The organism is Bradyrhizobium niftali (assembly GCF_004571025.1).
GTDB classification, from domain to species: domain Bacteria; phylum Pseudomonadota; class Alphaproteobacteria; order Rhizobiales; family Xanthobacteraceae; genus Bradyrhizobium; species Bradyrhizobium niftali.
In genome coordinates, this window is sequence record NZ_SPQT01000012.1 from 204,199 (window position 1) to 217,177 (window position 12,979).

Consider the following 12,979-nt stretch of genomic DNA (forward strand, 5'->3'; position numbering starts at 1 on the left):
AGCCGGTCCCGCTGCTCTATGGTGCCGCCGGCCGAACGGAGGAAACCAATGAAGAACACGATTGCCAGGCTCGCCGGCGCGCTGCTCGCGCTGACGCTCACCACCTCGCTTGCCGCGGCGCAAAGCAAGGTGACCATCGCGGTCGGGGGCGGCTCCTGCCTGTGCTATCTGCCGACGGTCCTGGCCAAGCAGCTCGGCGAATACGACAAGGCCGGCCTCAATGTTGAACTGGTCGACCTCAAGGGCGGTTCGGATGCGCTCAAGGCCGTGCTGGGCGGCAGCGCCGACGTGGTCTCCGGCTATTTCGACCATTGCGTCAACCTGGCGGCCAAGAAGCAGGAGCTTCAGTCCTTCGTCGTCTATGACCGCTATCCCGGCCTCGTGCTGGTGGTTTCGCCCGCGCACACGAACGAAATCAAGTCGATCAAGGATCTCGCCGGCAAGAAGGTCGGCGTCAGCGCACCCGGCTCCTCCACCGACTTCTTCCTCAAATACATGCTCAAGAAGAATGGCCTCGATCCCGCCGGCACCGCCGTGATCGGCGTCGGCCTCGGCGCGACCGCCGTCGCCGCGATGGAGCAGGGGCAGATCGATGCGGCCGTGATGCTCGATCCCTCCGTCACCGTGCTCCAGGGCAGCCACAAGGATCTGCGCATCCTCAGCGACACCCGCACCCAGAAGGACACGCTCGAGACATTCGGCGGCGAATATCCGGGCGGCGCGCTGTATTCGACCGCGGCCTGGGTCAACGGCCACCAGAAGGAGACGCAGGCGCTCACCAATGCGATCCTCGCCACGCTTGCCTGGATTCACTCGCACTCGCCCGAGGAAATCATGGCGAAGATGCCGGAAGAGACGGTCGGCAAGAACAAGGACCTCTATCTCGCCGCGCTGAAGAACACGATCCCGATGTTCTCCGAGACCGGCAAGATGGACCCGAAGGGCGCGGACGCCGTGCTCGCCGTGTTCAGCGTCGGCTCGCCGGAGGTCGCCAACGCCAAGATCGACGTCAGCAAGACCTTTACCAACAAGTATGTCGAGCAGGCCAAGAAGACCACGGGGAGCGCCAAATAACTGACGCGAAGGCGTGGTAACCGACCCGTCATGACATCCCCGGTCATTCATCGCGTCACGACGCTTGATCTCGCCGTGCGGCCGATTATCTGGCCGTTCGCCGAGGAACGGCGCGCCGAGATCGCGGCACACTTTGCCGAGAAGCAGCGCGAGCGGCCGAAGATCTGGAACGGCCGCGTCCTGCTCGGGCGCGATGCCGTGTTCACGGACGGCCATCTCGCCGCGACCTATTTCGAGACCGATTTCGCGAGCTTCCTCGCCTGGCGCGACTGGGGCTTCCCTGACGCCGCCGTGTTCAACGGCTTCGGCATGGGCGCGCTGCGCGCCTCCGACGGTGCCTTCGTGATGGGCGAGATGGCGCAGCATACCGCCAATGCCGGCCGCATCTATTTCCCCTCCGGCACGCCCGATCTCGACGATGTCAGGAACGGTGTGCTCGATATTCCCGGCAGCGTCGTCCGCGAGCTCGCCGAGGAGACCGGCCTGACCGCGGCCGACTACGCCGCGGAAACGGACTGGCACTGCGTGGTCAGCGGCCATTCGATTGCAATGATTCAGGTCCTCAACCTGGATGTGCCGGGCGAGGCGATCCGTGCCCGGATCGAAGCCAATCTCGCGCGCGAGAGTGAACCTGAATTGTCGGCCATTCATCTCGTGCGCGGGATGAATGACCTCACGCCGACCATGCCGCGATTTGTCACGGCCTTCGTCGCGCAGCAGTTCGCCTCGCGCTGACGCGCGAGGCTTGACATCGCTGCGCGCAGCCCATGTGATGGGCAAAAAAGCAAAAGCAAGAAGAATGCAATGCACAAAAGTCCAGGGAGGTTTTGATGCGCCTGCGCATGGCTGCCCGCTTGGTACGGGGGCTGTTGGTCGCGATGTCAGCGACGGGCTTGGCGGTCTCCGTCCAGGCTCAGGACAAGAAGATCAAGATCGGCGTCGTTTTCGACCTGACCGGGCCCCTTGCGGGCGGCGGCTCCGAGCTCAACTATGTCGGCGCGAAGATCGTCCTCGACCATTTCGCCAAGACCGGCGTCGAAGGCTACAAGATCGAAGCGGTCTACGCCGACGCGCAGAGCAAGCCCGACATCGCCATCAACGAATCCGTCCGCCTGCTCGAGCAGGAGAAGGTCGATATGGTGCTCGGCTTCTTCTCATCGGCGCAATGCGTGCCCGTGGCCGCGCGTGTCGAGCAGCTCAAGAAGTTCATGTGGATGACGACCTGCATCTCGTCGGCCGTGTTCAACGAGAAGGGCTACAAATACGTGTTCCGTCCGCAGGCGAGCGGCGACCAGTTCGGCATGATGACGATGGATTTCATCGCCCAGAATGCCAAGGCCAAGTTCGACAAGGAGCCGAAGGATCTGCGCGTCGCCATCATCCACGAGGACGGCGCCTATGGCGTCGACGTTTCCAGGGGCAACGAGGCGGGCGCGAAGAAAGCCGGCTTCAACGTCGTGATGAAGGAAGGCTATTCGGCGACCGCGCCGGATCTCTCCGCGCTCGTGACCAAGCTGAAGCGCGCCAAGCCCGACGTGATCTTCCACACCGGCTACAACCCCGACATCACGCTGTTGCTGCGGCAGGCCCGCGAGCAGGGGCTGAAGTTCGGCGCGCTGATGGGGCATGGCGCCGGCTACGGCGTCTATGAGAAGCTGAAGGAGGGCATGGGCGCGGACGCCACCTACATCTTCAACGCCGACCCGATCTCGATCTGGCTCGCCAACCAGAAGACCATGGATCCGAAGCTTGCGCCCGTGATCAAGATGGTCGGTGAGGAGTTTGACAGGATCAGGCCCGGCGTCGCCATCCGCTCCGCCCATGTCGGCATCGGCGCGTCCAACACTTATGTGTTCATGAGCGATGTGCTGCCGCGCGCGATCAAAAAATATGGCGGGGTCGATCCCGACGCGCTGCGCAAGGCGGCGCTCGACACTGACATCCCCGAAGGCGGCACCATGCTCGGCTTCGGCGTCAAGTTCTACGGCGAGGGCACGCCCATGGCCGGGCAGAACGAGCGCTCGTTCCCCGTCGTGATCCAGTACATCGACGACAAATCCTCTGTGGTGTGGCCGAAGAGCCAGGCGCAGCGCGAGGCCGTGCTGCCACTGCCGAAGGGCACCACCTACAGCTACCAGTAGCGCAACATTCGAGGAAACGGAGAACTTTGGTGTTGGAAGTCAGCGGGCTGGTGAAGCGGTTTGGCGGCTTCACCGCCGTGAACAACGTGTCGTTCAAAGTCGATCAGGGCGAGATCCTTGGCCTGATCGGCCCCAACGGCTCGGGCAAGAGCACGATCTTCAACATGCTCTCCGGCACGCTGGCGCCGACCTCCGGATCGATTCTGTTCGCCGGGCACGAGATCGCGGGCCTCGCGCCGCACCGGATCATCAACCGCGGCATCGGCCGCACCTTCCAGATTCCGCGCCCCTTCCGCCGCCTGTCCATGTTCGAGAACGTCGCGCTCGCCGGCTTCTACGGCCAGGGCCGCCACAGCCGCATCAAGGCCGAGGAAGCGGCCGAGCGGTCGCTGGCCATGGTCGGCCTGCCGACCGACCGCCATGCCAGCGTCGATGGCCTCGGCGCTGCCGGGTTGAAGAAGCTCGAACTGGCGAAAGCGCTCGCCACCGCGCCGAAACTGCTGCTCGCCGACGAAAGCCTCGGCGGCCTTGACGAGACCGAGATGGACCAGGCCGCCGACATGCTGCGCAACATCCGCGACGAGCTCGGCATCACCATCATCTGGGTCGAGCACATCATGGGCGTGCTGATGCGGGTGGTCGATCGCGTCATGGTGCTCGATCACGGCGAGAAGATCTCGGAAGGGCTGCCGAGCGCGGTCGCAGGCGATCCCCGCGTCATCGAGGTCTATCTCGGCACCGATGCCGAGACCACGCAGGCCGCGGCCGCCGAAGCGCGCCGCCGCGCGGGAGGCTAGCCGATGCTGGAGCTGCGGTCCGTCAACGCCGGTTACGGCACGTTCCAGGCACTGTTCGACGTCGATCTCGACGTGAAGGCGGGCGAGGCCGTCGGCGTCATCGGCCCCAACGGCGCCGGCAAGACCACCCTGATGCGCGTCATCTCCGGCCTGATCCGTCCCTCGCGCGGGTCGATCAGGATGGAAGGCGTCGACGTCGTGGCGACGCCGCCGCACAAGATCGTCAGCCTCGGCATTGCCCATGTGCCGGAGAACCGGCGGCTGTTTCCGCAGCTCACGGTCGACGACAATCTGAAGATGGGCGCCTTCATGAAGGAGGCGCGCGGCCACTATGGCGAGCGGCTGGAGGTGGTGTTCGACCTGTTTCCGCGCCTGAAGGAGCGCCGCAACCAGATGGCCGGCACCATGTCCGGCGGTGAACAGCAGATGTGCGCGATCGGGCGCGCGCTGATGTCCAATCCGAAACTGCTGCTGCTCGACGAGCCCTCCGCGGGCCTGGCGCCGGTCGTGGTGCAGCAGGTGTTCGAGCTGGTGAAGCGGATCCGCGCCCGCGGGCTGACGGTGCTGATCGTCGAGCAGAACGTGCAGCAGGTGCTGCGGGTGGTCGATCGTGCCTATCTGATCGAGGCGGGCACGATCCGGGCGTCAGGCACCTCGGCCGAGATGCTCGCGAGCGACACGGTCAAGGAAGCGTATCTCGGGGTGTGAGGGGCGGGCAGGGGCATGCAGGCATTCCTGGACATTTTCGACATCTACCTTCTGGAGGCCGTGATCAACGGCATCCTGCTCGGCGGCGTGCTGGCGCTGCTTGCGCTTGGGCTGAACCTGATCTTCGGCGTCATCGACGTGACCTGGATCTGCTACGCCGAGCTCGTGATGATCGGCATGTACGCCATGTATTTCATCGTGCAGTATTACGGCCTCAGCTACTTCATCGCGGCGCCGTTCACCATTTTGCTCGTCGCGATCCTCGGCGCCGCGCTGCACTACCTCGTGATCGCGCCGCTGCTCACCGCGCCGCCGATCAACCAGCTGCTCGCAACCGGCGGCGTGCTGTTCGTGCTCCAGAGCTTTGCCACCGTCGCCTTCGGCATCGACTTCCGCAATCTCGGCATCCGCCTGCCGGTGCTCGCCTTCGGCGACATGAATTTCAGCTACGCGCGGCTGCTGTCCTTTCTGGCCGCGCTGGTCGGCATGGTCGCCGTCTATTTGTTCATGACGCGCACCTTCACCGGCACGGCGATCCGCGCCATCTCGCAAGACCGGCAGATCATGGCGCTGATGGGCGTCGACACGAAGAGAATGTATCTCATCACCTCGGCGCTCGGCGGCGCGCTCGCAGGCCTCGCCGCCTGCCTGCTGGTGCTGCAATACGACGTGCACCCCTTCGTCGGCCTGTCCTTCGGGCCGATCACCTTCCTGATCTGCGTGCTCGGGGGCCTGGGCAATTTCATCGGAGGCTTCATCGCCGCCTTCGTGTTCGCCGAGATCATCTCGCTCGGCGGGCTGTTCTCCGACCTTGAATGGGGCTATGTGCTCGCCTTCGCCTTCTTCATCGTCATGATGTTCATCCGGCCCGCGGGCCTGCTTGCGAGGCGCCGATGACGCGGCAGGGGCGGCTTGCGGCGTGGGCGGTCGGACTGGCGGCGCTGGTCGCGCTGCCCTTCGTCTATCGCGATCCCTATCATCTGCACATCCTGGTGCTGATCCTGATCTGGTCGTTCGCCTACACGTCCTGGTCGATGATGGGGCGGTTCGGCCTGGTCTCGCTCGGCCATGGCGGCTTCATGGGCATCGGCGCCTATGTCACCGCGCTGCTCTGGAATCATCTGGGCTGGTCGCCCTGGATCGGCATTCCCATCAGCATGGTTGCGGCGGGTGCTTTGGCGCTGATCGTCGGCTATCCCTGCTTCCGCTTCCGCATCACCGGCCACTATTTCGTGCTGGTGACGCTGGCGCTGTCAGGCATCGTGCTCCAGGTCATCACCGCGACACGTGACTATACCGGCGGCTCGCTCGGCTACACGCCGAACCGGGCCTCGGGCAACAAGCTGCTGGCGCTGCAATTCGACGACAAGACGACCTGGTACCTGATCGCGCTCGGGGTCTGGCTTTTCGGCATCGTGGTCTGGCACTGGGTCGACCGCAGCATGAGCCGCTACGCGCTGGAGGCGATCTCGGAGGACGAGGACGCCGCGGCCGCCGCCGGCGTCGACGTCACCGCCGAGAAGCTGAAGATCACCCTGCTCAGCGCGCTGATGACGGCGCTCGCGGGCGCCATCTACTGCCAGTACCAGATGTTCATCACGCCCGACACGGTCAGCGGCATCGCGGTGTCGCTGCAGATGGTGTTTGCCGCCATCGTCGGCGGCCTGTTCGTCTCGCTCGGTCCGACCTTTGGTGCCGTCATCACGATCCTGCTGGCGGAAACCTTGCGCATCGGCTTCGGCACCAAGGCGGTCGGCTGGGACAATCTCGTCTACGGCGTGCTGCTGGTGCTCTTCATCATATTCCTTCCCAAGGGCATCCTTGGTAGCGTGCTCGACCGACTGAAGCCGCAACGCAAGGGGCCCCGCGCTCATGAACAAGAAGCCGTCCAGATCGCTCGCCCAGGAGCTTGACCGCTACATCACGCCATTCCGCTACGATGGCTCGGGCAAGTTTCACCTCAAGGCGCACAAGACCAACGAGAAGGGCGATCTCGACAAGGAGAAGGCGCAGGAAATTCTCGACGCCAACAAGAAACGGCTGGTCGAGTTCCAGGAGAAACTCTACGCCCAGGACCGCTGGTCCCTGTTGATCGTGTTCCAGGCCATGGACGCGGCCGGCAAGGATTCCGCGATCAAGGCGATCTTCGAGGGCATCAATCCGCAGGGCTGCGATGTCCACGCCTTCAAGGCGCCGAGCAGCAAGGAGCTCGACCACGATTTCCTCTGGCGCCATGTCACCGCGCTGCCCGAGCGCGGCCATATCGGCATCTTCAACCGCTCGCACTACGAGGAGTGCCTGGTGACGCGCGTGCATCCGGAGATCCTCGCCAAGGAGAAGCTGCCGCAGAAGCTCGTCACCAAGAACATCTGGAAGGAGCGGTTCGAGGACATTTCCGCCTTCGAGCGCTACCTCTCCCGCAACGGCACCGTGGTGCTGAAGTTCTTTCTCAACCTGTCCAAGGACGAGCAGCGTCAGCGCTTTCTCGACCGGCTGGAGGATCCCGCCAAGCAGTGGAAATTCTCGATGGACGACATCAAGGAGCGCGCGCTGTGGCCGCGCTACCAGGCCGTCTATCAGGACATCGTCCGCCACACGGCGACCTCCCATGCGCCGTGGTATGTGGTGCCGGCCGATCACAAATGGTTCGCCCGCGTCGTGATCGGCTCGGTGATCAATGCTGCGCTCGAAAAGCTCGACTTGCGCTTCCCCCGTGCCGACAAGGCCTCGCTGGAAGAGTTCAAGGAGGTGCGCAAGGCGCTGGAGAAGGAGGGGACGGGAGGCAAGAAGCAAGCAAAGTGACAGCCAACCGGACCGCGGACCGCAAGACCGTCAACTTCGCGCTCCAGGGCGGCGGCGCGCACGGCGCCTTCGTCTGGGGCGTGCTCGACCAGGTGCTCGAAGACGGCAGGCTCGCGATCGAGGCGATCAGCGCTACCAGCGCCGGCGCGATGAATGCGGTCGCGATGGCCTCCGGCATGGCGCACGGAGGCGGGGAGGCGGCGCGGGAGAGCCTGCATGCATTCTGGTACGAAGTGTCGCGCATGGACATGACGTACGACCTGCTCTCGCCGCTCAACCAGTGGATCCAGGCCTTGCGGCTGCCGCCGGAATATCATCCGGTCCACGCCGTCATCCACACGCTGACGCACACGCTGCCGCCGAACCTGCTCAATCCCTTTCATTTCAATCCGCTTCGCGCGCTGCTTGAGCGCGTGGTCGATTTCGACCGGCTCAATTCCTCGCCCGAGGCGCCGCAGCTGTTTCTCAACGCCACCAACGTCCGCACCGGCAAGATCAAGGTGTTCCAGAGCCCGCTTCTCACGGCGGAAACCGTGCTCGCCTCGGCCTGCCTGCCGCCCTATTTCCAGGCCGTCGAGATCGACGGCGAGCACTACTGGGATGGCGGCTATCTCGGCAATCCCGCGATCTATCCGCTGATCTACCGCAAGGGCAGTCACGACGTCATCATCGTGCAGGTCACGGCGATCCGGCGCGACGAGCTGCCGACCAGTGCAGCCGATGTCCTCCACCGCATCAACGAGATCAGCTTCAATTCGTCCCTGATGCGCGAGATGCGCGCGATCGCGTTCGCCACGCGGCTGATCGACGACGGCGAGCTCGACAGCGACAGGCATAGCCGCATGTACATGCACTGGATCGGCAACGACCAGTTGATGTCGCAGCTCGGCACGGCCACGCAGTTCCACCCCGAATGGAGCCTGTTGTGTCGCCTGCGCGACGAGGGCCGCGAGGCGGCGCGAAGCTGGTTGGCGCGAAACTTCGGCCAGATCGGAAAGTCCTCGACGGTCGACCTGGCAGGCATGTTTCTCTAGGCCACCGAGCCGGACATCGACAAAAAGCGCGAAAACAACCCCATGCACAGTAGCCGGTGCCAGCGGAATCAATGGCTTGGCGATGGGTCCCGCGCGCTGCTGATTTTACGAAACACGTTTGACTCGTCGGGCAAGACAGGGGCGATGATGCCACCATCGCCGTGGTCCGAGCCGGGTGGGCAAAAGCGAGGTGGCTGCCGTAGTTCGTAGCCGCGATCTCTGATCTCGCAGGATGGACAAAGCGAAGCGAAGCGTGCCCGCCGATCTTCGCCTGGATAGAGGTGGTGGGCACGGCGCTGACGCGCCTTTGCCCACCCTGCGATCCCAGCGCGAGCGAAGCTCTGTGTACGCCGTCCCTTAGTACCCGCGTCCCCACCAGTAGCAGAAGCGCTCGACATTGGCGGGCAGGGCGGTCTCGTAATTCGCCCACTTCTCGTATTTCGGCAGCTTCACTTCCTTCATCGCGGTGTCGAAGCATTTGCCGGCGTCGGCCGCCTTCTTCACCTCGGCGGAGAGGTCTTCCATGTAGGCGATGTCGTCCTCGACGTCCTTCTTGGTGCCGAGCCGCCCGCCGGCATTGGGGTGGCCGGGGATCATCCGCTCCCAGTCGAGCGACGCCAGCTTCTTCAGCGAGGCGATATATTCCAGCGGCGAGGCATTGTCGGGGATGTTGCGGAACTGGACGGACTCGATCGGCGCGAAATCGACCACGAACACGATCTTCTCCTTCGGCAGTCGCATCACCAGCGAATTGTCGGAATGGTTGCGGCCGACATAGTTCAGCTCCAGCGTGGTGCCGCCGAGCGTGATGCTCTTCTTGTCGTCCACCACCTGATCCGGCATCACCACGTCGGCGAGCAGCGCATTCTGCTTCTTCAGCTCGAGCAGACGCTCCTTGGTCCGCCGGTGTGCGACGAAGGTGGCGCCGAGCTCCTTGAATGGCTGGCCGCCGGCGATGTGGTCGTAGTGATGATGGCTGTAGACGACGTATTTGATCGGCTTGTCGGTGACCGCCTTGATCGCGTCGATATAGGGCTTCGCGGGGCGCAAGTAGGAGATCGGGTCGGTCGCGATCACGCCCTTCGGCGTCACCACGAACATCGACTGATGGCCGCCATAGCGGAAGATGTAGACGTTGTCGGTGCCGTCCACCTTCCTGGTGGAGGTCTGCGGCGGGGTTTGCGCGAACGCTGATCCGGTCGCGAGGGCCGCGAGAACGGCGATGCAAATGAATGCTTTCATCTCTGGCTTTCTGGAAAAGAACGAGGGGAGACGCGGATATTCTCTTCGACACAAACGCTGCTATAAGGGATTTATTCCGCCGCCGCATGCAGCCAATCTGTCGCGGGAACTACGGGGAACGCTGCCTCAAATGTGATTTCAAAGCCCGTGATCCCGCTTGACAGTTCTATGTCACGGGAGGAGCATGATCGTGGTCGCGAATACGCGACGCGCAACGTCCACATCATGAGCAAGGGGAGGTCTATGACACCACCTCCGCAGATCCAGCCGCGTTAAGTGCGATGGAGCTCGTTCGGACTATCGCATAGCGGCAGAAACCGCGAACGGCACGCCGGGTCAAGGTTTAGCGGGCTCCATCAGTGAGGCAAGGCCCCTACCTGCCCGGCGCTGTGCTTTGCACGCTCTCGCATTCATTCTGTCGAGGCCGCGCGGAGCGAACAGCATCACACTTGATTTCTCCTCCTCCTCCTCCTCGCCGTCGTTCCGGAGCCGTTCCGGAATGACGGGAGAGGTTTTGGCGTGAGTGTTGTTGTATCGATGCACGCCCGCGAGCCGGCATTTCGTTGTGTCGGGAGCGGGTTCCTGTTTCTTGCATCGCGGCAAATGCCAAGAGAATGTCGCCTCCTTGGCCAACTTCCGACACAGCGCCGGGGCGAATAACAACCATCCGACATGACGCACGTGCTTCGGCGGTGACGGCCCCGTCGCCGCGGGCGCATTCATTTTTCAAGGAATCCTCGTGTCGCATAAGCTTGCCTCGGCGCTCCTCGCAGCGCTCTTCCTCGCCATCTCGTCTCTCGCCGGCGCCCACGCCGAGCAGCGTGCGCCGGCGACCAATGCTGCGGCCACGCTGTCGCCGGACGAGGCCAGGCGCGCGCTGGAGACGCTGCAGGACGACCAGAAGCGCGCGCAGATGATCGACACGCTACGCGCGATCGCGAATGTATCAGGTCAGCAGCAGCCTGCGTCGTCCGCACCCGAACAGAAATCGCCGATCCCGCTTTCGGCCGACGGCCTCGGTGCGCAGCTCCTGCTCACGGTATCGGAGCAGATCGGCGAGATCTCGGGTGAGATCGCCAGCGCGGCGCGGACGCTCACGCACTTCCCGGCCTTCTACTACTGGATCGTGCGAACCGCGAACGATCCCGCGGCCTACAATCTGCTGATCGAGATCGCCTGGAAGCTCGCGCTGGTGCTCGGCTGCGCCCTCTCCGCCGAATGGGTGATCTTTCGTCTGATCCGCCGTCCGGTCGCGTTCCTGGAAGGACGCGTGCCCCAGACCGCGCATCTGCCGGCGCAGGCGACGCTCGTCGCCGATCCGCCGTCATCGGTGGCCGATGTCACCCCGGCGCCCGAACTGCACAAGCGTCGCCACAGTCTGATGCGGATCTGGCAAGTCCTGCTGCGGCTGCCCTTCGTGCTGGGGCGCCTTGTGCTCGAATTGCTTCCCGTGTTCGTTTTCGTGGGCATCGCCACCGCGCTGCTCGGAACGGAGATCGGCGAGCCCACGACCGTCCGCCTCGTGATCCTCGCGGTCGGCAACGCCTATGCGTTCTCGCGCGGGCTCATCTGCGTGGTCCGCGCGCTGGTGGGGCCGTTCGGCCTGCTTCCGGTTCGGGCTGAAACGGCGGCCTATATCGAGATCTGGGCACGACGCATCGTCGCCGTCGGCGTCTCCGGCATCGCTTTCGCCAATGTGGCGCTGCTGCTCGGTCTGCATCGCGCCGGCTACGCCGCGCTGCTGCGCATGGTGATGCTGGTGGTGCATCTCTTCATCGTCGTCATCATCCTGCAATGCCGCCGCCAGGTCGCCGAAGCCATTCGCGCGCCCGCCGAGCGGCCGGGGATTGCGGCGCGCCTGCGCAACCGCATCGCCGGTGGCTGGCATTATCTCGCGATCGCGCTCGATCTTGCGCTGTGGGCCGTGTGGGCGCTCAACATCCGCAACGGCTATGCGCTGCTGCTGCAATATTTCGTCGGAACCATCGTGGTGGCGCTGATCACGCGCATTGCCATCATGCTGACGCTGGGCCTGATCGACCGCGGCTTCCGCATCAAGCCGGAGATCCTGCAGCGCTTTCCGGGGCTGGAAATCCGAGCCAACCGCTATCTGCCGCTGCTGCGCAAGATCGTATCTGGCGTGATCGCCTTCATCGGCTTCGTGGCCGTGCTCGAAGTCTGGGGCGTGGACGCCATCGTCTGGTTCTATGGCGGCCAGATCGGCAGCCGGCTGATCTCGGCGGTGGTGACGATCGGCATTGCCGTGTTTATCGCCGCGGCGATCTGGGAAATCAGCAATGCGCTGCTGGATCGCCAGATCAATGCGCTGTCCAGGGACGGGCACTATGCGCGCGCCGCGCGCCTGCGCACCTTCCAGCCGATGCTGCGCACCGCGCTGCTCTGCGTGATCGCCGCCGTCGTCGGCCTCACGGCGCTCAGTGAGATCGGCGTCAATGTCGCCCCGCTGCTCGCAGGTGCCGGCATCGTCGGCATCGCCATCGGTTTCGGTTCGCAAAAACTGGTGCAGGATCTCATCACCGGCCTGTTCCTGCTGCTGGAGAACACGGTGCAGGTGGGCGACAATGTCAGCGTGTCGGGGCTCTCAGGCGTCGTCGAGAACGTCTCGATCCGCACCATCCGCCTGCGCGCGGGCGACGGCGCCGTGCACATCGTGCCGTTCAGCGCGGTCACGACCATCACCAATGCCAGTCGCGGTGCCGGCAACGCCTCCGTCAGCGTCAACGTGGCCTACAAGGAGGACACCGACCGCGCCGGTCAGATCCTCAAGGACATCGTCGACGAGATGCGCCGCGAGGGTGACTTCCGCGCGCTGATCCGCGGCGACCTCGAACTCTGGGGCGTCGACAAGGTCGATGGCGCGATGGTGTCGATCGTCGGCCAGATCCGCTGCACCGAGGCCGGCCGCTGGCCTGTCCAGCGCGAGTTCAACCGCCGCATGAAGCAGCGCTTCCAGCAGAACGGCATCGAGGTCGCGTCCGCGACCCAGACCATCCTGATGCAGATCGCGCCGCCGGCAGACAACGCGGCCACCCTGACCCCGCGGCGGGCGGCCGGATAGAGGCTCGACGAACTTCTCCCTTGCCTCCGCTCACGCGGCAGCGTTCACTCCGGCTTCAGCCCGCTGACAACATGCGGGCGGCAAAAAGGGTGGGGAGAACGA

At 64.3% G+C, this 12,979-nt stretch carries 11 protein-coding genes; 10 read left to right on the plus strand and 1 reads right to left on the minus strand.

Annotated elements, in window-relative coordinates:
- Window positions 1-48 precede the first annotated feature (48 nt).
- From E4K65_RS21915 to E4K65_RS21955, 9 genes are all read left to right on the plus strand, one after another.
- The gene (locus tag E4K65_RS21915) at window positions 49-1,074 is read left to right on the plus strand and encodes an ABC transporter substrate-binding protein (RefSeq protein ID WP_027547899.1); all 1,026 of its coding nucleotides are present in this window, start codon (window positions 49-51) and stop codon (window positions 1,072-1,074) included.
- Between the two features lie 30 nt (window positions 1,075-1,104).
- Window positions 1,105-1,809, plus strand: a complete 705-nt coding sequence (locus E4K65_RS21920) for an NUDIX hydrolase (RefSeq protein ID WP_135175941.1) — start codon at window positions 1,105-1,107, stop codon at window positions 1,807-1,809.
- A 95-nt stretch (window positions 1,810-1,904) separates the two neighbouring features.
- The gene (locus E4K65_RS21925; protein WP_135175942.1) at window positions 1,905-3,215 is read left to right on the plus strand and encodes an ABC transporter substrate-binding protein; all 1,311 of its coding nucleotides are present in this window, start codon (window positions 1,905-1,907) and stop codon (window positions 3,213-3,215) included.
- Between the two features lie 29 nt (window positions 3,216-3,244).
- The gene (locus E4K65_RS21930) at window positions 3,245-4,012 is read left to right on the plus strand and encodes an ABC transporter ATP-binding protein (RefSeq protein WP_027547896.1); all 768 of its coding nucleotides are present in this window, start codon (window positions 3,245-3,247) and stop codon (window positions 4,010-4,012) included.
- A 3-nt stretch (window positions 4,013-4,015) separates the two neighbouring features.
- The gene (locus E4K65_RS21935) at window positions 4,016-4,720 is read left to right on the plus strand and encodes an ABC transporter ATP-binding protein (protein WP_135175944.1); all 705 of its coding nucleotides are present in this window, start codon (window positions 4,016-4,018) and stop codon (window positions 4,718-4,720) included.
- A 15-nt stretch (window positions 4,721-4,735) separates the two neighbouring features.
- On the plus strand, window positions 4,736-5,617 hold the full coding sequence (locus tag E4K65_RS21940) for a branched-chain amino acid ABC transporter permease (protein ID WP_027547894.1): 882 nt from the start codon (window positions 4,736-4,738) through the stop codon (window positions 5,615-5,617).
- The gene (locus E4K65_RS21945; protein WP_135175945.1) at window positions 5,614-6,633 is read left to right on the plus strand and encodes a branched-chain amino acid ABC transporter permease; all 1,020 of its coding nucleotides are present in this window, start codon (window positions 5,614-5,616) and stop codon (window positions 6,631-6,633) included. Before E4K65_RS21940 ends, E4K65_RS21945 begins: the two co-directional genes overlap by 4 nt.
- Window positions 6,593-7,522 carry a polyphosphate kinase 2 family protein gene (locus tag E4K65_RS21950; RefSeq protein ID WP_135175946.1) on the plus strand — a complete coding sequence of 310 codons (930 nt, stop codon included), beginning with the start codon at window positions 6,593-6,595 and terminating at the stop codon, window positions 7,520-7,522. The genes E4K65_RS21945 and E4K65_RS21950 overlap by 41 nt, the downstream gene beginning before the upstream one ends.
- On the plus strand, window positions 7,519-8,556 hold the full coding sequence (locus E4K65_RS21955) for a patatin-like phospholipase family protein (protein ID WP_135175947.1): 1,038 nt from the start codon (window positions 7,519-7,521) through the stop codon (window positions 8,554-8,556). The genes E4K65_RS21950 and E4K65_RS21955 overlap by 4 nt, the downstream gene beginning before the upstream one ends.
- 357 nt (window positions 8,557-8,913) lie before the next feature.
- Here the strand turns inward: E4K65_RS21955 and E4K65_RS21960 are convergent, their stop codons facing one another.
- On the minus strand, window positions 8,914-9,798 hold the full coding sequence (locus E4K65_RS21960; protein ID WP_135175948.1) for an MBL fold metallo-hydrolase: 885 nt from the start codon (window positions 9,796-9,798) through the stop codon (window positions 8,914-8,916).
- A gap of 739 nt (window positions 9,799-10,537) precedes the next feature.
- Here E4K65_RS21960 and E4K65_RS21965 point away from each other — a divergent pair.
- On the plus strand, window positions 10,538-12,877 hold the full coding sequence (locus E4K65_RS21965) for a mechanosensitive ion channel domain-containing protein (RefSeq protein ID WP_135175949.1): 2,340 nt from the start codon (window positions 10,538-10,540) through the stop codon (window positions 12,875-12,877).
- Window positions 12,878-12,979 lie beyond the last annotated feature (102 nt).